The following is a 22475-nucleotide window of genomic DNA, read 5'->3' as shown; positions in this document are numbered from 1 at the left end:
CAGCGAAGGAAAGCAGGACGGCGGCCCTTTGCCGCCGCCGTTACGAAACTCCTACAACTTGGCCTGTCGCACCCCGCCACTGCGCGACTTGGCCATGGCCGCCAGGCGCACCGCGACGTTCGCCGCGCCATAACCGACGTAGCCATTCTTGCGCTGGATGATCTCGAAGAAGAAGCGCCCCTCGAACGGTTCGGTGTAGACGTGGAACAGCTCGCCGCCCTGGGCATCGCGGTCATAGAGCACGTTGTAGTAGGCCAGCTCGCTGAGGAACTCGTCGTCGAAATCGAAGCGCGCCGCCAGGTCGTCGTAGTAGTTCAGCGGGATGTCCAGCAGCGGCACGCCCGCCTCCTTGGCCCGGCTGACTTCGGCAAAGATGTCGTCGCAATCGAAGGCGATGTGATGCACGCCCGAGCCGCCATAACTGGACAGCGCATGGGAGATCGCGGTCTTGCGGTTCTCGGAAATGTTCAGCGGCAGACGGATGGTGCTGCAACGGCTGCGCAGCGCCCGGCTCTTCACCAGCCCGTAGGGATCGGGCAGCACCACTTCGTCGTCGGCGGTGAAATCCAGCAGGCTCTTGTAGAACAGCACCCAGCTGTCGAGGTTGTCGGCCGGCAGCGCCATGGCCATGTGGTCGATGCGCTTGAGGCCGCCCTTGGCCACGACCCCGGGGAGCATATTGAAATCGGTGTCGTACAGGTTCCCGCCCTGCTCCTGATCCACCAGGTAGATCAGGCTGCCATCCAGCTCGCGCACCGCGGCCAGTTCCAGTTCGTTGGGGCCCACCAGCCCGCGGTACGGCTGGCCCTTGTAGGCCACCGCGCGCTCCAGCGCCTTGGCGCTGTCCTTGACCCGGATCGCCGTGGCGCACACCGAGGGGCCGTGGGCTTCGAAGAAGCTGTGGGCAAAGGAATAAGGTTCGGAGTTGAGGATCAGATTGATATCGCCCTGGCGCATCAGGCTGACGTTCTTCGAGCGATGCTGGCCGGCCTTGGCAAACCCCAGGCGTTCCAGCCAGCCGCCGAGCTTGGCGCCCAGCGCTTCGTCCACGGCGAACTCGAGAAACTCGGTGCCGCCGTATTCACTGGCCGGCGGCGGCGCGAACAGCGTATCAATATTGGCCACCGGCGTGGCTTCCTGCGCCAGGCGCTGGCGGGTCTTCTCCTCGAGGTACAGCAGCGAACGCAGGCCGTCCGCGGCGTTGGCCCGAGGTGGCGCGGCGCGGAAACCGTCGTTGAAGATCTCCAGGGACAAAGGCCCGGTGTAGCCGCTCTTGATGATCGGCGCGAGGAACCCCGGCAGGTCGAAATCGCCCTGCCCCGGGAAGCAGCGAAAATGCCGGCTCCACTCCAGCACGTCCATGGCCAGGATCGGCGCGTCGGCCATCTGCACGAAGAAGATCTTGTCCCCCGGGATCTCGGCGATCGCCGCCGGGTCGCCCTTGAGCGACAGGGTGTGGAAGCTGTCGAGCAGCACACCGAGGCTTGGATGGTCGGCCTCGCGAACGATGTCCCAGACCTGTTGATAAGTATTGACGTGCCGGCCCCAGGCCAGGGCTTCGTAGCCGATCCGCAGGCCACGGCTGCCGGCGCGCTCGGCCAGCAGGCGCAGGTCGTCCACCAGGATCTGCCGGTCGCCGACACTGTCGGCGGCGGCATTGCTGCACACCAGCACCAGGTCGGTGCCCAGTTCCTGCATCAGGTCGAACTTGCGCTCGGCACGTTCCAGGTTGCGTTGCAGGCGGTCGCGGCGGCAGCCTTCGAAGTCGCGAAAGGGTTGGAACAGGGTGATGGCGATGCCCAGGTCCGCGCACATCTGGCGGATTTCCCGGGGGCTGCCGTCGTAGTAGAGCAGGTCGTTCTCGAAAATCTCCACGCCGTCGAAACCGGCGGCGGCAATGGCTTCGAGCTTTTCCGGCAGGGTACCGCTCAAGGAGACGGTGGCAATGGAACGCTGCATGTTTCAACTCCCGGTAATGACCACAGATCGGGCGCCGTGCCTGTAGCCGCTGCCGCAGGTCCTCCAGCGCACTGAAGATCCCGTGCCCGCTTCGCGGACGATCGCAGCCTGCGGCAGCGGCTACAGGTGCACGTTTGTTATTGGATGGGGCGGATTATTGAGCCGGGCATTACAGACAGCAATTCAAAGTGTACGAACCAGTTAGTTTTTCGTGCGATTATCGAACAAAATGGCCGTTGGCGAATTGACGACTTTTCGTCCACTGCGCACCATCGACAGCACATTGAGCCGGCACCGAACCGCCGGCTTCAATCGCCAAAGACCCAGAACACACCATAAAAATTTCAAAAATCGGGTACACCCTCATGCTTGCACTCAACGCCACACCTCTCTGCCCGGTCCTCCGGCTTTCACCTGGCCAGACTTCCAACAGCCGCCTTCAGACGGACACACTACGGCCCCTGGGCTGAACCGTGCTTGCACGCTGACCCGACCGCTTTCAATCGTCGCGCCCGGTGCGCGTCGAGCAAAGCACTCAGCCGATCGATCATCGAGTTCACCCGCGGCCCGGCCGCCCAGCCGACGATCGATCACGCGCCCTTGAGTCCCGACGAGTTGTCCCTCGTCAGTCATTGAACGGATGGCATACATGATTCCTTCTCAAAGCTCCCGCATGGCCCCGAGCCTCGGCACCGCCTCCGGCGGCATCGGCGACAAGATCCGCGGCGCCATGGCGGTCGGCAAGACCCGCTGGGGCATGCTCGCCCTGGTGTTCTTCGCCACCACCCTGAACTACATCGACCGCGCCGCCCTGGGTGTGATGCAGCCGATCCTGGCCAAGGAAATGAGCTGGACGGCGATGGACTACGCCAACATCAACTTCTGGTTCCAGGTCGGCTACGCCGTCGGTTTCGTCCTGCAAGGACGGTTGATCGACCGGGTCGGCGTCAAGCGCGTGTTCTTCTTCGCCGTGCTGCTCTGGAGCCTGGCCACCGGCGCCCACGGCCTGGCCACCTCGGCCGCAGGCTTCATGGTCTGCCGCTTCATCCTCGGATTGACCGAGGCCGCCAACTACCCGGCCTGCGTGAAGACCACGCGCCTGTGGTTCCCGGCCGGCGAACGCGCGGTGGCCACCGGCATCTTCAACGCCGGGACCAACGTCGGCGCCATGTTCACCCCGATGCTGCTGCCGTTGATCCTGCACGCCTGGGGCTGGCAGGCGGCGTTCCTGTGCATGGCCGCGCTGGGCGGTATCTGGCTGCTGTTCTGGGGCCTGAAGTACTTCAACCCGGAAGATCACCCGAGCGTCAAACAGTCCGAGCTTGAGTACATCCAGAAAGAAGTCGAACCGGAACAGACCCGCGTGCCTTTCTCGCGCATCCTGCGCATGCGCGGCACCTGGGCCTTCGCCCTGGCCTACTCGATCACCGCGCCGGTGTTCTGGTTCTACCTGTACTGGCTGCCGCCGTTCCTCAACCAGCAGTACAACCTGGGTATCAACGTGACCCAGATGGGTATCCCGCTGATCATCATCTACCTGACCGCCGACTTCGGCAGCGTCGGCGGTGGCATCCTCTCGTCGTTCCTGATCGGCCGCGGCGTCAACCCGATCAAGGCGCGCCTGATGTCCATGCTGCTGTTCGCCTGCTGCATCGTCGGTGTGATCATGGCCGCGGGCGCCAGCAATCTGTGGCTGGCGGTGTTCGCCATCTCCCTGGCCATCGGCGCGCACCAGGCCTGGACCGCCAACATCTGGAGCCTGGTGATGGACTACACGCCCAAGCACATGATGAGCACGGTGTTCGGGTTCGGCGGCATGTGCGCGGCCATCGGCGGCATGTTCATGACCCAGCTGGTGGGCCATATCCTGACCGTCACCAACAACAACTACACCGTGTTGTTCACCCTGATCCCGGCGATGTACTTCATCGCCCTGACCTGGATGTACTTCATGGCCCCCCGCAAGATTCCGAAAGTGGAAGACTGACACTTTCCTCTCGCAGGCCCGGTTCCGGGCCTGCTTTTTTTCTCCGCCGCCCTCTTCTCTCGGTCGATGCCGCCCAACGCCGGCAACTGACGCCCCGTTACGAATGCCGCTCAGCGCTGGCGTTGTTGCCAGGCAGCCGCCAGGCCGCTGAGGCAGATCACCGCGATGCCCAGCTGGGTGATCGGCTGCGGCGTATGGCTGAACAACAACCAACCCAGCAGCCCGGCGAAGACGATCTGGCAATAGCCGAAGGGCGCCAGCAGCGCCGGTGCCGCGTGGCGGAATGCCTGGGTCAGGAACAGGTGGGCGGTCATGCCGCAGGCCCCCAGCGCCAGCATCAGCACGCCATGGATAACGCTCGGCACCTGCCAGAAGAACGGCACCAGCGCACTCATCACCAGGGTGTTGCACAGGCCGGCGAAGAAGTTGCTGGTGGTCGGGCTGTCGTGCTCGGCGAGCTTGCGGGTCAGCAGTTGGTAAAAGCAGAAAAACAGCGCCGAGCAGAAAGGCAGCAGCACCGCCGGGGTGAACAGGTCGCCACCCGGGTGAACGATGATCAGCACCCCGATAAAACCGCAGATCACCGCCAGCCACTGGCCCTTCGTGACCCGCTCGCCCAGCAGCGGCACCGACAATGCGGTGACCAGCACCGGCGCCAGGAAGTTGACCGCGGTGGCTTCGGCCAGCGGGATAAACAGCAGCGCCGAGGTGAACAGCAGGCTGGTGCTGAGCAGGCACAAGGCCCGCGCCAGCTGCAGCAACGGCCGCTTGGTGCGTAACACCCGCAGGCCCGATTGCGGCAGGAAGATCCCGGCCATCAGCAGGGTATGAACCAGGTAGCGGGCCCAGACCACCATCACGATCGGATAGAACCCCGAAAGGTATTTCGACAGGGCGTCGTGACTGGCGAACAGGAAGGTCGCCACGACGACCAGCAGGATGCCCTTGAAGGGCTGGTTGACACCGGAAAGGGGTGTGCTGAGGGTCATCCGCGGGCTCTCTCAAGATAGGGTTTGTTTGTAGAAACAGCTTCGCGGGCAAGCCTCGCTCCTACGGTCAACACCGTCTGTAGGAGCAGGGGGGACGCCCAGTTCTTGCCCGCGATAGGGCCATCAGGGCGATCAACTAAAGCCGGGCCAACAACGCCCGGGTCTTGTCCAACGCCATCTGCGCCCGCTCCAGGGCGCCGACGCCCTGCTCGAGCAATTTCACCGTGGGAATCTCCAGGCTCAACGGCAGGTTGGCCGGCAGGCAATGCAAGAGCCCCGCCAGGTCGCAATCGCCATCCCCGGGGAAACGCCGCTCGTTGCGGGCCTGACGCAGGATCTCCTGCATATCGTCCGGGCGCGGGCCGGCCACGTCGCACAGCTGGGCATAACGCAGCCGTGACGGTGCGACCTTTGCCAGATCCTCCAGGCGCGAGGCCGAGCGATCGAAGTGGAATGCGTCCACCAGCACCGCGGCGTTGTCGCGACCGGCGTTCTCCACCACCCGCACCGCCTGTTGCAGATCGCGCGCATCGGTCCAGGGCATGAACTCCAGGTGCGGGTGCAAGCCGTAGATCGACGCCAGGTCGCAAAGTTCGGCGAAGCGCTCGGTCATGCGCGCCTCGTCGGGGTCGTTGCCGGCCACCAGCAGCTCGCTGGCACCGAACTCGGCGCCGACCGCCAGTACCGCTTCGAAATCCGCGACCCGGGTTTGCGGTTTGAGCCGCAGGATCTCCACATCCAGCACGCAAATGCCGGTGTCGCGCAGGCGGCTGAGGGTCTGCCGGCGCAGCTCGGCATCGGCCACCAGGGCAAAGTGATGCTCCTGCGGCGTCGCCGGCACCAGGCGCAAACCGACGTGGCTGTAACCGGCGCGGGCCGCCACCTCGACCATCTGCGGCGGCGAGATCTCCAGCACCGTGAGGCTGGCCAGGGAAAGAATGCGTTCGCTCATGTTCATCCCTCGATCAGCGCCGGGGCGCAGGCGCGACCGGTCGCCGCCGCTTCGCGGATCGCCTCGATCAGCGCCAGGGTCCGCGCCGCATCGGCCACGCTGACCAGCGGCTCGACCTCGCGCCGCGCCACTTTGACGAAATGCTGCAACTGCAGGCGCAGGGCTTCGGCGGCGGTGAAAGGTTCCTCGACCGCCAGCAACGGCTGATGCCAGCCGGCACCGGCCTCGGCGTAATGCCAGCGCTTGAGTTGCGGAATGCTCAGGGCGCCAGCGGTGCCGGCCAGCAGGTAGCACGGCTGGTCGGCCTGGCGCGGGTACACCGGGTTCTCGCCGGAATCCAGCTCCCAGCTCCAGGGCGCCGCCACTGCGTCGGAACCGATCAGGCTGCCCAGGGCGCCGTTGGCGAATTGCAGCAGGACGGCGGCGCAATCCTCGTTGGCGAAACCACGCACCGCATTGCTGGTGACGGCCTGCACCTGATGCACCTCACCGCACAGGTGGCGCAGCAGGTCGAGGTCGTGAATCAGATTGGTCAGTAGCATCCCGGCACCGGGCTCACGGCGCCAGGGAATCTCGAAATAGCTGTCGGGCTTCTGCAATTGCCAGAGCGCGGTGACCGTGGTCAGCCGGCCCAATGCCCCGCCCTGCACCAGCGCATGGGCGCGGACGATCAGCGGGTTGTGGCGCCGGTGATGGCCCACCAGCACCGACACGCCGCTGTTTTTCACGGCGGCCACCAGTTCACGCGCTTCATCCAGGTGCACGCCGACCGGTTTCTCCAGCAACACCGGCACCCCGGCCGCCAGGCAATCCAGGGCGGTGCTGACATGCAGGTTGTTCGGGTTGGCGACTATCACCGCGTCGGGGCAGGCCTGGTCGAGCATCTGTCGATAGTCGGGGTAATGCGCCACCTGCCACTGCGCGGCGATCCCGGCGGCTTGCGGGCCGGGATCGGCCACGGCGCAGAGTGTGGCTTCGGTCAGGGTCTTGAGGTGCTGGTAATGCTGCTGGCCCATGTTGCCGGCGCCGATCAGGGCAATGCGCAAAGGCGAGTCCAAGGCGGGATCCTCTTGTGATTGTTATCGGAACGCGAGATTTCAAATATTTAGAACTCGGTTCCACTTTCACACAAGAGCAAAACAAAATAGTGTCCGATCAGCGAACAGCTTTAAGACTTGAGATCGTGAAGGCCCTGCGTATCGCTGCCTACGCCAGCGGCTACAGGAAAACGCACAGCCCCTGTAGCCGCTGCCGAGCAGCGCGAGGCTGCGAACGGCTCCGCAGGAGACGCAAAGCCTGCCATCGCAGTGTGCCTGGCTAGACTCGGCAGGTAGTTTCACGGCCGCTGCGCGGCCGATCGCAGCCTTCGGCAGCGGCTACAGGAAATTCTGCAGATTCAGCTGAAAAGCTCGGAAGCCTGGCTGGCAGCCGAAAGCTCATCGGCAAACTTCAACAGCAGCGGCGCCAGTTCATGCAGGCGCGCCAGCGGCATGCGCGCGCTCGGGCCGGCGATGCTCAGCACCCCGACCACCCGGCCATCGACCGGATGACGCACCACCGCGGCCACCGCCGAGGTGCCCACCGCCGAACTTTCCTCGACCCAGGCATAACCCTGTTCCCGGGCCAGGCGCAGGCGTTCGAGCAGTTCGATGTTCGAGCGCGGCGCGTTCGGGCCCAGGCCCGCGGGAATCTCGGCGGCCTGGCGCTCCACCAGCGACAAGGCCTCGGCATCGCTCAGGCAGGCCAGCCAGGCGTGCCCGGAAGCGGTGTAGAACAGCGGCGCCTCGCGCCCCATGTCGGGGTCGTAGCGCAACCCGGAACGGGCGCCCTGGGACTTGGCGATCCAGGTCTGGCGCTCGTCCTCGATCACCCCGAGGCGCACCAGTTCGCCGGTTTCCTGGGCCAGACGGTCGAGCACCGGCTGGACGATATCCGCGCCGCTGCTGGACAGGTAGCGAAAGCCCATCGCCACCAGCTTGGTCGACAGGTGATAACGCAGGCTGTCCGGGTTCTGGCGCACGTAGCCCAGGCGGATCAGCTCCGCCAGCAGCCGGTGGGTGGCGCTTTTGGGGATGTCCAGTTGCTCGGCCAGGGTCTGCATCGGCAGGCCGCGGGGGTCGCTGGTAAGACTTTCCAGAACGCTGAAGACGCGCTCGATTTGACTGCCGGCCATGGTCGGGTCCAGACGAAATTTGGCCGATTCTAGTGACAACCGGCGCAATGGGAAACACACCGCGGCATCGTTCGATAACCGCCCATAAAAACCTCGGCACGGCGCAGATGATCCTGCCCTCGCCTTGCTGCCGACTATTCGACTCCGTATATTTTTTGGAATCAAGTTCCAAAAATAATAACTGTTCGTTTAACGGAGTTGCTTCTTCCATGCCTGCCACCGCCTCCCTGCACCACCCCGATATCGATTGCGACGTGCTGGTCGTCGGCTCCGGCGCCGCCGGCCTTTCGGCGGCCGTGACCGCGGCCTGGCATGGCCTGAAGGTCATAGTGGTGGAGAAAGACCCGGTGTTTGGCGGCGCCACCGCCTGGTCCGGCGGCTGGGCCTGGGTGCCGTGCAACCCGCTGGCGCGACGGGCCGGCATAGTCGAGGACGTGGAACTGCCACGCACCTACCTGAAACACGAACTGGGCGAACGCTACCAGCCAGCAATGATCGACGCCTTCCTCGAAGCCGGCCCGCGCATGGTGTCGTTCTTCGAGCGCCATACCGCCCTGCAATTCGCCGACGGCAACGCCATCGCCGATATCCACGGCGATACGCCAGGCGCTGGCACCGGCGGACGCTCGGTGATCGCCGCGCCCTACGATGGGCGCGAGGTCGGCACGCTGCTCAAGCGCCTGCGCAAGACCCTGCGCGAAACCTCGTTCATGGGCATGCCGATCATGGCCGGCGCCGACCTTGCGGCCTTCCTCAACCTGAGCCGTTCGCTGCCGGCGGCCTGGCACGTGAGCAAGCGCTTCGGCCGCCACCTGCGCGACCTCGTCACTCACCGCCGCGCCCTGCAACTGGTCAATGGCGTGGCGCTGGTGGCGCGCCTGGCCAAGTCGGCGCAGGACCTGGGCGTGCTGCTCTGGGAATCGGCACCGGTCACCGAGCTGCTGCGCGACGGCGACGCGGTAACCGGGGCGATTGTCAGCAGCGCCACCCGGGGGGCCATTCGTATCCGCGCCCGCAAGGCGGTGGTGCTGGCGGCCGGCGGTTTCCCCAACGACATCGAACGGCGCAAGGCGCTGTTCCCGCGCACGCCCACCGGCCACGAGCATCTGGCCCTGCCGCCATTGGCAGTCTCGGGCGACGGCTTGCGCCTGGGGGAAAGCGTCGGTGCCCGGGTCGATACCGACATGGCATCCCCCGTGGCCTGGGCCCCGGTCTCCGCGGTGCCCTACAAGGACGGCAGCCGCGGGCACTTCCCGCACATCATCGAGCGCGGCAAACCGGGGATCATCGGCGTCCTGCGCAACGGCCAGCGCTTCGTCAACGAAGCCGACGGTTACTACGACTATGTGCGGGCGATGGTCGCGGCGGCGCCCGAGGGTGAAGAAGTGGCGTCGTGGCTGATCTGCAGCCACGGCTTCCAGCGCCGCTATGGCCTGGGCATCTCCCGGCCCTTCCCGGTGCCGCTGGCGCCCTTTATCCGCAGCGGCTACCTGAAACGCGGCAAGAGCATCAAGGAGCTGGCCCAGGCCTGCGGCATCGATGCGGACGGCCTGCGCGCCACCCTGGCGGAATACAACCGGCATGCCCGACAAGGCCAGGACCCGCAGTTCGGTCGGGGTTCGACGCCCTACAACCGCAAGCAGGGCGACCCGCGCCAGCAACCCAACCCGTGCGTGGCGCCCATCGAACAGGGGCCGTTCTACGCGGTGAAGGTCCAACCGGGATGCTTCGGCACCTTCGCCGGGCTCAAGGTCAACCCCCACGCCCAGGTGCTCAACGCCCAGGGCCAGGCCATCGCCGGTCTGTACGCCGCCGGCAGCGACATGGCCAGCATCATGGGCGGCCACTACCCCGCCGGCGGTATCAATCTCGGCCCGGCGCTGACCTTCGGCTACATCGCCGGTCGGCAAATCGCCGGGGCCAGCGCTTACGAATAAGGCTGCAATCAAGCTTGAAAAGGGCGTGGTTCCTGAGATCGCAGGAAGGTCCTGCGGACCTTATCGCAGGCTGCGCCAGCGGCTACAGGAAGCGTGGAATCCCTGTAGCCGCTGCCGAGCCCCGCGAGGCTGCGATCGGCTGCGCAGGAGACGCAAACCGGCCGATGCGGCAGACCAGACCGCCCCGGGAGAGCGGTCGAGGATGGCCGATCAGAAATCGAAAAACACCGTCTCCCCTTCCCCCTGGATGCGGATATCGAAGCGATACGCCCGCTGCCCGTCCACTTCGCAGGGGTGCGCCAGCAGGGTGTCGCGCCGTTGCGGCTGCTCGATCAGGTTCAGCACCGGGCAGGCGGCGTTGGCTTCCGGCTCGTCGGCGAAATACAGGCGGGTGTGCAGGTGGATGTTGACCCCCCGGGCGAACAGCGCCACGTTGATGTGCGGCGCCATCGGCACCCCGGCGGCATTCTTCACCACGCCCGGCTTGATGGTGTGCAGCGTCCACTCACCGGCATCGAAGGTGGTGGCCGTGCGCCCGAAGCTGTTGAAGGCTTTCTCCGAATCGAACAGCGGGTCGTAGACACCCTCATGGTTGGCTTGCCAGAACTCGAGGAACGAGTCGCGCACCAGGTGGCCGTTGCCGTCATACACATGGCCGATCAGCAGGATCTTTTCCCCCTGGGCGTCGGGCCCGGCCATCCGGTTCCAGATCTCGTCGCTGCGGGTCGGGTTGCCCGCGGCGGCCAGCGCCAGGCCGATGTGCACATAAGGGCCGGCCGTTTGCGAGGGGGTTTCAGGCAGCAATTGGATAGGCATGGCAGGCTCCTCAGCAATTTTCGAAGTGGGTCTTGCGCTGGCCGCGCAACACAATGTCGAAGCGATAGGCCAGGCAGTCCATCGGGTTGGCGCTGCTCATGTCCAGGCGCGCGATCAGGCTCTGCACCGCTTCCGGGTTGGCGATCGACTTGACGATCGGGCACAGCGGGATCAGCGGATCGCCCTCGAAATACAGCTGGGTGATCAACCGCGTGGCGATCGACGGCCCGCTGATGGAGAAGTGGATATGCGCCGGGCGCCAGTCGTTCGGGCCGTTGCGCCACGGGTAAGGGCCGGGCTTGATGGTGCGGAAACTGTAGTAGCCGTCACGGTCGGTCAAGGCCCGGCCGACGCCGCCGAAGTTCGGGTCCAGGGGCGCCAGGTAGCGGTCGTTCTTGTGCCGGTAGCGGCCACCGGCGTTGGCCTGCCACATCTCCACCAGGGTGTGGGGAATCGGCTGGCCGTACTGATCGCAAACCCGGCCGGCGACGATGATTCGCTCGCCCACCGGCAAGCCGCCGTTATTGAAGTTGAGCAGCAGGTCGTTATCGAAACGTCCGGTCTTCAGATGGGAGAAATCGGGGCCGCTGGTTTCGCTCAGCGATTGCGGGATGCTCACCAGCGCCTGGCGCGGCGAACGGGCCACGGAGGTCTTGTAGTCGGGAGTCAGGGCCTTGGGATGCCAATTACGGTCACGGATAACGAAACGACTGCTGTCTGCATCAGACATGTCGGTCTCCTGTTGTTTGATTTATGGAGCGCAGCCCGCGCAGTTTCAAACAACGGCAACCCGACGACTATTGAAAAGGCCCTTCAAGAACATAACCAAAAGGTTATGGATAACGCCCCTCGCGATAGGCCTGCCCGACTTCCCGCAGCACCTCGACGCACCACTGCGCCGCCAGCGACAGCGGCAGGCTGGCATTGCTGGAGATGCCCACCGAGCCGCCCGGCTCGCGCTGCCCCAGGTCGATCTCGCGCAGCTCGCCGTTGGCCAGGTCCAGGCGCACCGCGTCCAGCGGGGCGATCCACAGCGCATCGCTGGACAGCGCATAGCGCCGGCTCAAGGCCACCGAGAGGGTTTCCAGGCGCTGCCGCGACTGGCTGATGCCGCACTGCACGAACAGGCTGTCGGCGAACTTGCGGATGGTGGTGCCGGCCAGCGGCAACACCAGCGGGTACTGCTCCAGCGCATGCCGATCCAGCGGTCCGTGCAGCAACGGATGATCGGGGCGCGCCACCAGGGTCATGGACTCGCTGTACAGATGCTCGAAGCTCAGGCCCTGGATCTGCGGGCTGTCCGTCATGCGCCCGACCACCAGGTCGACATCGCCGACCCGCAACTGCGACAGCAGGTAGGCGCTGGGGCCGGTGACCACGCTCACCACCAGCGCCGAATGCCGTTCGTGCAGGCGCCGCACCACTTCCGGCAGCAGCAGGCTTTCGGCGGTCGAGAGCACACCCAGGCGCACCACCCCGGCGGCATATTCACCGCCGCGCAAAGTGTTGACCCCCTCGCGCAGGGCCTGCACCGAGGGCCCGGCGTAACGCAGAAAAGCCATGCCGGCCTCCGTCAGGCTGAGCCCCGCCTTGCTTCGGGCGAACAGCCGGGTGTCGAGCAGTTCCTCCAGTTCCTTGAGGGTTTTCGACATCGCCGGCTGGCTCACCGCGAGCACATCCGCCGCCCGCGCCAGGCTGCCCTGGCGAGACATTTCAAGAAAACATACGAGGTGACGGAATTTGATGCGGGTATCGATGTTCAAAGGAGGCCCCGGCTGTGTCGCGACAGAATCGATGCGGCTGCGGGCAATGGTAGCGTGCATGCAAAAGGCTGACGATCGGACTGGCGTCGGCCCTGCTCACCAGCAACACTGATCAGCACATTAAAACGAGGATTCACCCATGCTTTGGAAGAAAGGACGGCGCAGCGACAACGTGGTGGATGCTCGCGATGACAGTGGCGGCGGTGGCGGCGGCGGTCTGCGCTTTGGCGGCGGCAAGGGCCTGAGCCTGACCGCCATCATCCTGATCGTCGGCATCGGCTGGGTCACCGGCCAGGACCCGTTGCAGATCCTCGGACAACTCGTCGGGCAGATGGATCAGTCCTCGGCGCCCGCCACCACCCAGCAGACCCGCCAGGCGCCGCCAGCCAATGACGAGCAGGCGGAATTCGTCCGTTCCATCCTCGGCGACACCGAAGACACCTGGGGCCAGATCTTCCAGCAGGCCGGACGCGCCTACCAGCAACCCAAGCTCATCCTGTTTCGCGGCCGGGTGAATTCCGCCTGCGGCTCGGCGACTTCCGCCACCGGCCCGTTCTATTGCCCGGCCGACCAGCAGGTGTACCTGGACATGGACTTCTTCCGCGAGATGGACCAGCGCTTCTCGGCCGCCGGCGACTTCGCCCAGGCCTACGTGATCGCCCACGAAATCGGCCACCACGTACAGACCCTGCTCGGCGTCTCGGCGAAGATCCAGGCGGCCCGCCAACAGGGCCGGCAGATGGAAGGCGACGGCGGCCTGCTGGTGCGCCAGGAATTGCAAGCCGACTGCCTGGCGGGCGTCTGGGCCAACCATGCGCAGAAGCGCCTGAACTGGCTGGAGCCGGGGGATATCGAAGAAGCCCTGAACGCCGCCAACGCCATCGGCGACGACCGCCTGCAACAGCAAGGCCAGGGCCGCGTGGTACCGGACTCCTTCACCCACGGCAGCTCGGCGCAACGGGTACGCTGGTTCAAGGCCGGTTTCACTCAGGGCCAGATCGGCCAATGCGACACCTTCGCGGCGAAGAGTCTGTAATGCGCCGGGGACTGGTGCTGCTCACGTTATGGATGATCTGCGCCGGCGCGCAGGCAGCGGAAAGTGGCGTCAAGACGATCAGCCCCGCGCGGTTGAACCTGGAAGGCGGCGAACTGGCCGTCGGCCTGAGCCAGGACTGGCAACAGCCGCTGCCTGAGATCCAGCGGGCACTGATCATCGTCCATGGGCGCCTGCGCAACGCCCAGACCTACCTGCACAGCGCCGAACAGGCCACCAGCCAGGCCGGGCAAAGCGCGACCACCCTGGTGATCGCGCCGCAGTTTCTCAATCAGAGCGATATCGAGCGTCACCAGCTGCCCGGTTCGCTGCTGCGCTGGCAGGGCAATGACTGGATGGCCGGCGAGCCATCCAGCGGGCCCAAGCCACAAAGCTCTTATGCGGTGCTGGACGCGATCATCACGCGGCTGAGCGATCGCCAGCGGTTTCCGTCCCTGACCGAGATCGTCATCGCCGGCCACTCCGGTGGCGCCCAAGTGGTGCAGCGTTTTGCCCTGCTCGGCCAGTATCATCCGGGCCTGGTGGATGACGGCATCAAGCTGCGTTACGTCATCGCCAACCCGTCGTCCTATGCCTACTTCGACGAGCAGCGCCCGGTGAAGGTCGACGCCAATGCGTGCCCCGGTTTCAACCACTGGAAGTACGGCCTGCTCAAGCTGCCGGCCTACGCCGCCGGCCAGACCGCACAGCAACTGGAACAGCGCTACGTCAAACGCGATATCACCTACCTGCTGGGCAAACAGGACACCGACCCGCACCACCCCGCGCTGGACACCAGTTGCGCCGCCGAGGCCCAGGGCGCCTACCGCTTGATTCGCGGGCACAACTATTTCGACTACCTGAAACAGCGCCATCCGCAGGGATTGCAACAGCAGTTGCTCGAAGTGCCCGGGGTCGGGCATGACGGCGACAAGATGTTCACCTCGCCCGAGGGGCAGAAGGCTTTGTTCGGCCAGTAGATGTAGTGGTGTCAGGAAGGACGCTATCGCGGGCAAGCCTCGCTCCTACAGGTTCGTTGTCGTACCCGGCAGAGGGCTACACCGCAGATCCGTAGGAGCGAGGCTTGCCCGCGATGCTTTTTAAGCCAACACCATCCGCCGTAGAACGCTGCAATCCTCGGCATGCCAGTCGGCCAGCTCCGGCCACGGGTTATCCGACAGGTTCACCAGCACCGTGTGGGTGCCCGCCGCGCGACCGCAGTCGAGATCGAAGCGGTAGTCGCCGACCATCACCATCTCGGCCGGCGCCACCTCCCAGGCCGCGGCCAGTTTCAGCAAGCCGCCGGGGTGAGGTTTGGGCGGTGCTTCGTCGCGCCCCAGCACATCCTCGACGGCAAAGCAGTCGGCCAGGCCGATAGCCTCCAGGGTGACATGGGCCAGCTCCCGCGCATTGCGGGTCAGGATGCCCAGGCGATAGCCCCGCGCCGCCAGTTCCCGCACCAGCTCCACCGCCCCCGGCGCCGGGCGCGAACCCAGGGCCAGGTCGCGCTCGTGTTCCAGCAGCCAGGCGTGTTTCGCCGCGGCTTCGGCGGCGGGCAAGGCCGCGAGATGGGTCAGGATGTCGTGCTCCGGCGGGATCCCCAGCGCTTCGCGGATGGCCGCGAAATCATGCACGGCCACCGTCAGGGTGCCATCCATGTCGAACACCCAATGACGCACCCCGGCCAGGCTCATGCCCAGTCCTTGCGGTGGCGGATCAGGCCTTCCTGGGTCACCGACGCCACCAGCTGGCCGGCGCGGTTGAACACGCTGCCGCGGGAAAAACCACGGGAATTGCCGGCCCATGGGCTGTCCATGGCATACAGCAGCCAGTCGTCGGCACGCAGGTCGGCATGGAACCACAGCGCGTGGTCGAGGCTGGCGACCTGCATATCCTTCTGCCACACCGACTTGCCGTGGGGCAGCATTGAGGTGGTCAGCAGGCCGAAGTCCGAGGCGTAGGCCAGCAGGTATTTATGCAGCGCGGGAATGTCCGGCAGCTCGCCGTCGGCACGGAACCAGACGTATTTGATCGGATCCGCCGGCTGCGGGTTGTAGGGGTCTTTTTCGGTCACCGGGCGCACTTCGATGGGTTTGGGGCACAGCAGTTTTTCGCGCATGTGCTCAGGGATCAGGTGTGCGCGCTGCTGGGTGATCTCCAGCTCCGACGGCAGGTTTTCCGGGCCGACCACCTGGGGCATCGTGTCCTGGTGCTCGAAGCCTTCCTCGTCGTACTGGAACGAGGCGCTGCAGGTGAAGATCGGGTTGCCCTTCTGGATCGCCGTCACCCGGCGGGTGCTGAAGCTGCCACCATCGCGCACCCGATCGACCTGGTACACCACCGGCAACGCCGCATCGCCAGGACGCAGGAAATAACCGTGCAGCGAATGCACATGGCGGGCCTCTTCGACAGTCTGGCTGGCCGCGGACAGGGACTGACCCAACACCTGGCCGCCGAACAACTGGCGGAAGCCCAGGTCCTGGCTACGACCGCGAAACAGGTTTTCCTCGATCGGTTCCAGGGTCAACAGTTCGACCAGATCATCCAACACGTGGCTCATTCAGACTCTCCTCACACAGAGCAATGCCGCGCAGTCTTGGCTGTCGCGGTCGATTCAATCGGGTTCACACACATGGGCACACTCCAGATGCCCCCGACCTGCTATCCATGCAAGGTTTCCAACCATTGTTCGCGGTTGATGCGATACAGCACATGATGACGCAGCGGATGCTCGCTGCCGAGCTTTGGGTGATCGAAATCGTCGTGCGCAGCGTGTTGCATGCCGATGGCCTGCATGACTTTCTGCGACGGCAGGTTGCTGGTGGTGGTGAAGGCAACGATCTCCTTCAGGGCCAGGCGATCGAAGCCACAGCGCAGCGCGGTCCAGGCCGCTTCGCTGGCATAGCCCAGGCCCCAGTGCTCGCGCGCCAGGCGCCAGCCGATTTCCACCGCCGGGGTGAATGGCGCTTCGAAGCCCACCACGCCCAGCCCGGTAAACCCGATAAAGGCCCCGGTATCCTTGCGCTCCAGCGCCCAGGTGCCAAAACCGTGCTCGGCGAAATGCCCACGGATCCGCCCGATCAACGCGGCGCTTTCAAGGCGGCTCAAGGGGGCCGGAAAGTAACGCATCACTTGCGGGTCGGCACACATCGCCGCAAACGCCGGCAAATCCTCGTCGCGCCACTGGCGCAACAGCAGTCGAGCACTTTCGAGTTGCAGTATCGGCTCCATCGTCCCCTCCATTTCCATGCGTGCCAGTCTACATCGCTGGTAGGATCCTTTTCGGATTCCTACATGAAATTGCCATGCCACTGCCGCTGATCTATCACGACGACTACAGCCCCGAGTTCCCGGCGGAGCACCGCTTCCCCATGGACAAGTTTCGCCTGCTGCGCGACCACCTGGTGGACAGCGGCCTGACCCGCGATGCCGACCTGCTGCGCCCGGAACTGTGCCCGAAGGAGATTCTCGCCCTGGCCCACGACCCTGGGTATATCGAACGTTATATGGCCGGCGAGTTGTCGCGGGAAGACCAGCGGCGCCTTGGCCTGCCCTGGAACGAAGCCCTGGCCCGGCGCACCGTGCGTGCTGTCGGCGGCTCGCTGCTGGCCGCCGAACAGGCCCTGGAGCATGGCCTGGCCTGTCACCTGGCCGGCGGCACCCATCACGCCCACTACGACCACCCGGCGGGCTTCTGCATCTTCAACGACCTGGCGGTGATCAGCCATTACCTGCTCGAAGCCGGTCGGGTCGGCCGGGTGCTGATCTTCGACTGTGACGTGCATCAGGGCGACGGCACCGCGCGGATTCTCGAACATACCCCGGACGCCGTGACCGTCTCGCTGCACTGCGAAAAAAACTTTCCGGCGCGCAAGGCCACCAGCGACTGGGACATCCCCCTGCCGATGGGCATGGGCGACGCCGATTACCTGAAAGTGGTCGACGATGCCCTCAATTACCTGCTGCCGCTGTACCAGCCGGACCTGGTGCTGTACGACGCCGGGGTGGATGTGCACAAGGACGATGCCCTGGGTTACCTGAAGCTGACCGACCAGGGCGTCGCCGCCCGCGACGAACAGGTGATGCGCCATTGCCTGGGCCGCGACATCCCGGTACTCGGGGTGATCGGCGGTGGCTACAGCAAGGACCGCCAGGCCCTGGCCCGCCGCCACGGCATCCTCCACCACAGTGCGCAACGGGTGTGGACGTCATCAGGTTGTCACTGAACGCTGGGCGCCTTACCCACAATGACTGTGGAGCCGCTTGTGGATAACCTGAGTGCAAGCGTCTACAGACCATGCTGGCTGTGCCTTACAGACAGGTGATCATTTTCTGATCAGGCCCGATAAGCACCGCTGACTACTGCGAAGCGGGAGCGTTGATAGTGATGCCGCTGGAGGTCCTGCGGACCTTTCGCAGCCTGCGGCAGCGGCTACAAAAGCTTCATCAGGTGGTCATGAAAGTGTGGATGCCTTACCCCCAATCTCTGTGGAACCGCTTGTGGATAACCTGAGTGCAAGCGGCTGCAGACCATGTTGGCTGTGCTCTACAGACAGGTGATCGTTTTTTGATCAGACTCGATAAGCACGGCTGAGCGCGGCGAAACGGGAGCACCAATAGTGATGCCACTGGAGGTCCTGCGGACCTTTCGCAGCCTGCGGCAGCGGCTACAAAAGCTTCATCAGGCGGTCATGAAAGTGTGGGCGCCTTACCCCCAATCTCTGTGGAGCTGCTTGTGGATAACCTGAGTGCAAGCGGCTGCAGTCCATGTTGGCTGTGCTCTACAGACAGGCGATCATTTTTTGATCAGACTCGATAAGCACCACTGAGCGCGGCAAAACGGGAGCATAAATAGTAATGCCGCTGGAGGTCCTGCGGACCTTTCGCAGCCTGCGGCAGCGGCTACAAAAGCTTCATCAGGTGGTCATGAAAGTGTGGGTGCCTTACCCCCAATCTCTGTGGAGCCGCTTGTGGATAACCTGAGTGCAAGGGGCTGCAGGTCAGGCTGGCCGTGCCCTACAGACAGGCGATCATTTTTTGATCAGGTCTGGTAAGCACCGCTGAATACTGCGAAGCGGGAGCATAAATAGTGATGCCGCTGGAGGTCCTGCGGACCTTTCGCAGCCTGCGGCAGCGGCTACAAAAGCTTCATCAGGTGGTCATGAAAGTGTGGATGCCTTACCCCCAATCTCTGTGGAGCCGCTTGTGGATAACCTGAGTGCAAGGGGCTGCAGGCCATGCCGTACAAGCCCTGCAGAGCACTGAACATTTTTTGATCACCCCTTGTATAAGCCACTGCGGGGCGCATGGAGCATTGGCGGCGGGCCTGCCTCGGGTAGAATGCCTGGCTTATTCCGCCACGCCGCCGCCCGCCATGACTTTATCCAGCACCACCCTGCCCCATCACGTCGCCATTATCGGTGGCGGCCCCGCCGGCTTGATGGCGGCCGAGGTGCTGAGCCTGGCAGGCATCCGCGTCGATCTCTATGACGGCATGCCGTCAGTGGGCCGCAAGTTTTTGCTGGCCGGGGTCGGCGGCATGAACATCACGCATTCCGAGGCCTACCCGGTCTTTCTCTCGCGTTATGCCGAACGGGCTCCGCAGATGGCCCCGCTGTTGCGCGAGTTCGGCAACGAGGCGCTGTGCCAATGGATTCACGGCCTGGGCATCGAGACTTTTGTCGGCAGCTCGGGTCGGGTGTTCCCCACCGATATGAAAGCCGCGCCGCTGCTGCGCGCCTGGCTCAAGCGCCTGCGCGATGCCGGCGTGGTTATCCACACCCGCCATCGCTGGCTCGGCTGGAATGTCGATGGCAGCCTGCGCATCCACAGTCCGGAAGGTGAAAAGTCGGTCCAGGCCGACGCCCTGCTGCTGGCGCTGGGCGGCGGTAGCTGGGCACGCCTGGGTTCGGATGGGGCCTGGATGCTGCCGCTGGAACAGCACGGCGTGCAACTGGCGCCCCTGCAACCGAGCAACTGCGGGTTCGAAGTGCAGGACTGGAGCGATCTGCTGCGCAGCAAGTTCGCCGGCGCCCCGCTGAAGAATGTGGCCATTGGCCTGAACGACGATATCCCCCGCCTCGGCGAATGCGTGATCACCACCACCGGGGTCGAGGGCAGCCTGATCTATGCGCTGTCGGCGCCGATTCGGGACGCGATCAACCGCCACGGCTCGGCCACCGTGCATATCGACCTGCTGCCGGGCAAACCCCATGACCGGATCCAGGCCGCGCTGAGCAAGCCACGGGGCTCGCGCTCCATGGCCAAGCACCTGCACAGCCAGCTGGGCATCGACGGGGTAAAGGCCGCACTCTTGCGCGAACTGACCACTGCCGATTGCTTCGCCGACCCGGCGCTGCTGGCCAAGGCGATCAAGGCCCTGCCGTTGACCCTGGTGAGGACCCGGCCGCTGGACGAAGCCATCAGCAGCGCCGGCGGCGTGACGTTCGAGGCCATGGACCAGCGCTTGATGCTCAAGCAATTGCCCGGCGTGTTCTGCGCCGGGGAGATGCTCGACTGGGAGGCGCCCACCGGCGGCTACCTGCTCACCGCGTGTTTCGCCAGCGGGCGGGCAGCGGGATTGGGGATGATCGAGTGGTTGCGGGAAAAGGCCTGAGGCCTTTCGTGTAGCCGTTGGCGCAGCCTGCGATCGGTCTGGGTGGCATTGCGACGTAACGGCGTAAAACCAAACGCCCCGGTTTTCCAGGAAAACCGGGGCGTTCGTTTTTGCGAGGACTTCGTCCTCGATCGCAGGCTACGCCAGCGGCTACAGAAGCGAGCGGTGTTGAACGCTCGCCAGGCTTACGGCTTGCGCTTGCGCGGCCCGGTGTTGAACGCCGGCACCTTGCGCACCGGTTTCACCGCCGGGGCTTCGGCCACTTCGCCGCTGTCCACCCACTTGCCCAGGTTGCGCTTGCCGCCACCGCCGGAAGCCTTGGGCTTCTTCGGCTTTTTCGGCTTCTTGATCACCTGGCCGCTGGCGTCGGTTTCCGGCACCCGGTGATCCGGAATGAAGTCCGGCTCGTCATGGCGCTTGAGGGTCTGGCGGGTCAGCATCTCGATGGCCGACAGCAGGTTCACTTCATCGGCGCACACCAGCGAGATCGCCTCACCGGTGGAGCCGGCGCGGCCGGTACGGCCGATGCGGTGGATGTAATCCTCGGCGACGATCGGCAGGTCGAAGTTGACCACCAGCGGCAGGTCCTCGATGTCCAGGCCACGGGCCGCCACATCGGTGGCCACCAGGATCTGGATCTCGCTGGCCTTGAAGCGGTCCAGCGCACGCTGGCGGGTGGCCTGGGGTTTGTCGCCATGGATGCCGTCGGCATTCACGCCCTGGCCCTGCAGCCTTTCCACCAGCGCGTCCACGCCGTTGCGGGTCTTGGCGAATACCAGCACCTGCTTCCAGCGGTTCTTGCGCAGCAGGTGGCTGAACAGCTCCGGCTTGCGCTTCTTGTCCACCGTCACCACCCATTGCTTGACGGTGTTGGCGGCAACGTTGCGCGGGCTGACTTCAATGCTCAGCGGATCGTTGAGCATCTGCCCGGCCAACAGGCGGATGGCGTCGGAGAAGGTCGCGGAGAACAGCAGGGTCTGGCGCTTTTTCGGCAATGCCGCGTAGATGTCCTTCAGCTCTTCGGAGAAACCCAGGTCGAGCATGCGGTCGGCTTCGTCCAGCACCAGGGTCTGCAACTGGCTGAACTTCACCGCGTTCTGCCGGTACAGGTCGAGCAGGCGCCCCGGGGTCGCCACCAGCAGGTCGATGCCTTTGCGCAGCTTCATCATCTGCGGGTTGATGCTGACGCCGCCGTACACCGCGTAGGTGCTCAGCGGCAGGTGCTCGGCGTACTGGCGCACGCTCTCGTGCACCTGTTCGGCCAGCTCGCGGGTCGGCACCAGGATCAGCGCGCGCACCGAGTTGCTGGCCACTTTCGGCCCTTCAAGGGTCAGCGATTGCAGGAGCGGCAAGGCGAAGCCGGCGGTCTTGCCGGTGCCGGTCTGGGCCGCGGCCATCAGGTCGCGACCGCCCAGCACCGCCGGAATGGCTTGCGCCTGCACCGGTGTCGGGGTCTGGTAGCCAAGCGTTTCGAGGGCGCGCAGCAAGGGTTCGATCAGGCCAAGAGTGGCGAATGTCATGGGGATACCGTAGGGAAAAGTCAGCGCAGGTGTGCAATGGGCGGCAGTTTACCCTAATTCAGGCGGGTTTCTTTCGGGCTGACGAGTTGCCCTGCCTCCCGCCGTTACGGGGCCCCGGGCGGTGAGCAGCAATAATCTTTGTAGACGCGCCTGGAGCTGCCGGGAGAGGATTCAGTTCTTTTATCCCCATCGCCCCGTCGAAGATCCAGGAGCCTGACCCGTATGGACACCCCCAACCCCTTCCAGACACCGGCCGCCGAGTTGCAGACCCCGGCTGCATCGACCGCGCCATTGCGCCTGTACAGCATCAACGCCGTCGGCCTTGCCACCTTCCTCGGCACTTCCCTGGCGGGGTCCTACATCATCGCCGCCAACCTCAAGGCGCTCGGCCGCGAAAGCGAAGTGAAGAAGGCCTGGTATGTCGGTATCGGCCTGCTCGTCCTGATGATGGTGTTGAGCGCGGTGTTGCCGGAAAGCGTTCCAGCCGTGGCCTTCGTACTGCCACCGCTTTTTGCGATGAACACCTACGCGCGCCAGCTCTTCGGTCCGGTCGTCATCGAACACAAACTCAGCAAGGGGCCTTTCTTCTCCTTGTGGCGCGTCGCCGGGATCAGCCTGCTGTTCATGCTGGCCTTCGTCGTGGCGCTGATACCGCTGGTGATGCTGTTCAACCCGGCCTGAGTACGACAGGCTGGAACAAAAACGCCGGGCAATGCCCGGCGTTTTCGAT

The 22475-nt window shown here is 64.8% G+C and carries 19 protein-coding genes; 7 read left to right on the top strand and 12 right to left on the bottom strand.

Features of this window, described 5'->3' with window-relative positions; genetic code table 11:
• Positions 1-51 precede the first annotated feature (51 nt).
• On the bottom strand, positions 52-1959 hold the full coding sequence (gene quiC / locus DK261_RS14965) for a 3-dehydroshikimate dehydratase QuiC (protein WP_009050987.1): 1908 nt from the start codon (positions 1957-1959) through the stop codon (positions 52-54).
• A gap of 649 nt (positions 1960-2608) precedes the next feature.
• Here quiC and DK261_RS14960 point away from each other — a divergent pair.
• Complete coding sequence (locus DK261_RS14960; RefSeq protein WP_009050988.1) at positions 2609-3946, top strand: MFS transporter; 1338 nt, start codon at positions 2609-2611, stop codon at positions 3944-3946.
• A 110-nt stretch (positions 3947-4056) separates the two neighbouring features.
• Here the strand turns inward: DK261_RS14960 and DK261_RS14955 are convergent, their stop codons facing one another.
• The 4 genes from DK261_RS14955 to DK261_RS14940 form a co-directional block, all read right to left on the bottom strand.
• On the bottom strand, positions 4057-4935 hold the full coding sequence (locus tag DK261_RS14955; RefSeq protein ID WP_016703719.1) for a DMT family transporter: 879 nt from the start codon (positions 4933-4935) through the stop codon (positions 4057-4059).
• 136 nt (positions 4936-5071) lie between these two features.
• Positions 5072-5887, bottom strand: coding sequence for a sugar phosphate isomerase/epimerase (locus DK261_RS14950; RefSeq protein ID WP_029526816.1), 816 nt, complete (start codon positions 5885-5887; stop codon positions 5072-5074).
• Between the two features lie 2 nt (positions 5888-5889).
• On the bottom strand, positions 5890-6945 hold the full coding sequence (locus tag DK261_RS14945) for a Gfo/Idh/MocA family protein (RefSeq protein ID WP_103330748.1): 1056 nt from the start codon (positions 6943-6945) through the stop codon (positions 5890-5892).
• A gap of 338 nt (positions 6946-7283) precedes the next feature.
• Entirely contained in the window at positions 7284-8060 is a 777-nt protein-coding gene (locus DK261_RS14940; protein ID WP_110175903.1) for an IclR family transcriptional regulator, read from the bottom strand.
• Positions 8061-8269: 209 nt separating this feature from the next.
• On the opposite strand from DK261_RS14940, the gene DK261_RS14935 reads away from it, so the two are divergent.
• Complete coding sequence (locus DK261_RS14935) at positions 8270-9997, top strand: FAD-dependent oxidoreductase (RefSeq protein ID WP_110175902.1); 1728 nt, start codon at positions 8270-8272, stop codon at positions 9995-9997.
• 210 nt (positions 9998-10207) lie between these two features.
• Here DK261_RS14935 and pcaG read toward each other — a convergent pair whose 3' ends face one another.
• The 3 genes from pcaG to pcaQ all read right to left on the bottom strand — a co-directional run bounded on the left by pcaG (position 10208) and on the right by pcaQ (position 12576).
• Positions 10208-10813 (bottom strand): protocatechuate 3,4-dioxygenase subunit alpha, encoded by a 606-nt coding sequence (gene pcaG / locus DK261_RS14930; RefSeq protein WP_041987357.1) that lies wholly within the window; start codon positions 10811-10813, stop codon positions 10208-10210.
• Positions 10814-10823: 10 nt separating this feature from the next.
• Positions 10824-11543, bottom strand: a complete 720-nt coding sequence (pcaH, locus tag DK261_RS14925) for a protocatechuate 3,4-dioxygenase subunit beta (RefSeq protein ID WP_009050995.1) — start codon at positions 11541-11543, stop codon at positions 10824-10826.
• Positions 11544-11646: 103 nt separating this feature from the next.
• Entirely contained in the window at positions 11647-12576 is a 930-nt protein-coding gene (gene pcaQ, locus DK261_RS14920) for a pca operon transcription factor PcaQ (RefSeq protein WP_009045756.1), read from the bottom strand.
• Between the two features lie 139 nt (positions 12577-12715).
• Here pcaQ and DK261_RS14915 point away from each other — a divergent pair, with 139 nt between their 5' ends.
• Positions 12716-13612: a neutral zinc metallopeptidase gene (locus DK261_RS14915; protein WP_016703726.1), complete on the top strand. Its 897-nt coding sequence runs from the start codon at positions 12716-12718 to the stop codon at positions 13610-13612.
• Positions 13612-14589: an alpha/beta hydrolase gene (locus DK261_RS14910; RefSeq protein WP_110175901.1), complete on the top strand. Its 978-nt coding sequence runs from the start codon at positions 13612-13614 to the stop codon at positions 14587-14589. The genes DK261_RS14915 and DK261_RS14910 overlap by 1 nt, the downstream gene beginning before the upstream one ends.
• A gap of 120 nt (positions 14590-14709) precedes the next feature.
• On the opposite strand, the gene DK261_RS14905 is transcribed toward DK261_RS14910, so the two are convergent.
• From DK261_RS14905 to DK261_RS14895, 3 genes are all read right to left on the bottom strand, one after another.
• The gene (locus DK261_RS14905) at positions 14710-15303 is read right to left on the bottom strand and encodes an HAD family hydrolase (protein ID WP_110175900.1); all 594 of its coding nucleotides are present in this window, start codon (positions 15301-15303) and stop codon (positions 14710-14712) included.
• Positions 15300-16169: an acyl-CoA thioesterase II gene (gene tesB, locus DK261_RS14900; RefSeq protein WP_110175899.1), complete on the bottom strand. Its 870-nt coding sequence runs from the start codon at positions 16167-16169 to the stop codon at positions 15300-15302. The genes DK261_RS14905 and tesB overlap by 4 nt, the downstream gene beginning before the upstream one ends.
• A 101-nt stretch (positions 16170-16270) precedes the next feature.
• Entirely contained in the window at positions 16271-16840 is a 570-nt protein-coding gene (locus DK261_RS14895) for a GNAT family N-acetyltransferase (RefSeq protein WP_007928906.1), read from the bottom strand.
• Positions 16841-16914: 74 nt separating this feature from the next.
• On the opposite strand from DK261_RS14895, the gene DK261_RS14890 reads away from it, so the two are divergent.
• Complete coding sequence (locus DK261_RS14890) at positions 16915-17835, top strand: histone deacetylase (protein WP_016703729.1); 921 nt, start codon at positions 16915-16917, stop codon at positions 17833-17835.
• Positions 17836-18983: 1148 nt separating this feature from the next.
• Positions 18984-20225 (top strand): TIGR03862 family flavoprotein, encoded by a 1242-nt coding sequence (locus DK261_RS14885; protein ID WP_029526833.1) that lies wholly within the window; start codon positions 18984-18986, stop codon positions 20223-20225.
• Between the two features lie 185 nt (positions 20226-20410).
• On the opposite strand, the gene DK261_RS14880 is transcribed toward DK261_RS14885, so the two are convergent.
• Positions 20411-21745 (bottom strand): DEAD/DEAH box helicase, encoded by a 1335-nt coding sequence (locus DK261_RS14880; protein WP_016703731.1) that lies wholly within the window; start codon positions 21743-21745, stop codon positions 20411-20413.
• Between the two features lie 222 nt (positions 21746-21967).
• On the opposite strand from DK261_RS14880, the gene DK261_RS14875 reads away from it, so the two are divergent.
• Complete coding sequence (locus DK261_RS14875; protein ID WP_110175898.1) at positions 21968-22426, top strand: hypothetical protein; 459 nt, start codon at positions 21968-21970, stop codon at positions 22424-22426.
• The last annotated feature ends 49 nt before the right edge of the window (positions 22427-22475 follow it).

Origin of the sequence: Pseudomonas sp. RW409, assembly GCF_003184125.1 — a bacterium.
Classification (GTDB): Bacteria; Pseudomonadota; Gammaproteobacteria; order Pseudomonadales; family Pseudomonadaceae; genus Aquipseudomonas; species Aquipseudomonas chlororaphis_I.
Note: the sequence above shows the minus strand (reverse complement) of the source record. Positions and strands in the feature narration are given on the sequence as shown.

Excerpts from the sequence above, each read along its gene's own strand:
- DK261_RS14885 (WP_029526833.1), top strand. The coding sequence starts at position 18,984 with ATGACTTTATCCAGCACCACCCTGCCCCATCACGTCGCCATTATCGGT.
- pcaG (WP_041987357.1), bottom strand. The coding sequence starts at position 10,813 with ATGCCTATCCAATTGCTGCCTGAAACCCCCTCGCAAACGGCCGGCCCT.
- DK261_RS14875 (WP_110175898.1), top strand. The coding sequence starts at position 21,968 with ATGGACACCCCCAACCCCTTCCAGACACCGGCCGCCGAGTTGCAGACC.
- DK261_RS14950 (WP_029526816.1), bottom strand. The coding sequence starts at position 5,887 with ATGAGCGAACGCATTCTTTCCCTGGCCAGCCTCACGGTGCTGGAGATC.
- DK261_RS14910 (WP_110175901.1), top strand. The coding sequence starts at position 13,612 with ATGCGCCGGGGACTGGTGCTGCTCACGTTATGGATGATCTGCGCCGGC.
- DK261_RS14960 (WP_009050988.1), top strand. The coding sequence starts at position 2,609 with ATGATTCCTTCTCAAAGCTCCCGCATGGCCCCGAGCCTCGGCACCGCC.
- DK261_RS14880 (WP_016703731.1), bottom strand. The coding sequence starts at position 21,745 with ATGACATTCGCCACTCTTGGCCTGATCGAACCCTTGCTGCGCGCCCTC.
- quiC (WP_009050987.1), bottom strand. The coding sequence starts at position 1,959 with ATGCAGCGTTCCATTGCCACCGTCTCCTTGAGCGGTACCCTGCCGGAA.
- pcaH (WP_009050995.1), bottom strand. The coding sequence starts at position 11,543 with ATGTCTGATGCAGACAGCAGTCGTTTCGTTATCCGTGACCGTAATTGG.
- DK261_RS14905 (WP_110175900.1), bottom strand. The coding sequence starts at position 15,303 with ATGAGCCTGGCCGGGGTGCGTCATTGGGTGTTCGACATGGATGGCACC.
- DK261_RS14955 (WP_016703719.1), bottom strand. The coding sequence starts at position 4,935 with ATGACCCTCAGCACACCCCTTTCCGGTGTCAACCAGCCCTTCAAGGGC.
- DK261_RS14895 (WP_007928906.1), bottom strand. The coding sequence starts at position 16,840 with ATGGAGCCGATACTGCAACTCGAAAGTGCTCGACTGCTGTTGCGCCAG.
- DK261_RS14935 (WP_110175902.1), top strand. The coding sequence starts at position 8,270 with ATGCCTGCCACCGCCTCCCTGCACCACCCCGATATCGATTGCGACGTG.
- tesB (WP_110175899.1), bottom strand. The coding sequence starts at position 16,169 with ATGAGCCACGTGTTGGATGATCTGGTCGAACTGTTGACCCTGGAACCG.
- DK261_RS14940 (WP_110175903.1), bottom strand. The coding sequence starts at position 8,060 with ATGGCCGGCAGTCAAATCGAGCGCGTCTTCAGCGTTCTGGAAAGTCTT.
- DK261_RS14915 (WP_016703726.1), top strand. The coding sequence starts at position 12,716 with ATGCTTTGGAAGAAAGGACGGCGCAGCGACAACGTGGTGGATGCTCGC.
- DK261_RS14890 (WP_016703729.1), top strand. The coding sequence starts at position 16,915 with ATGCCACTGCCGCTGATCTATCACGACGACTACAGCCCCGAGTTCCCG.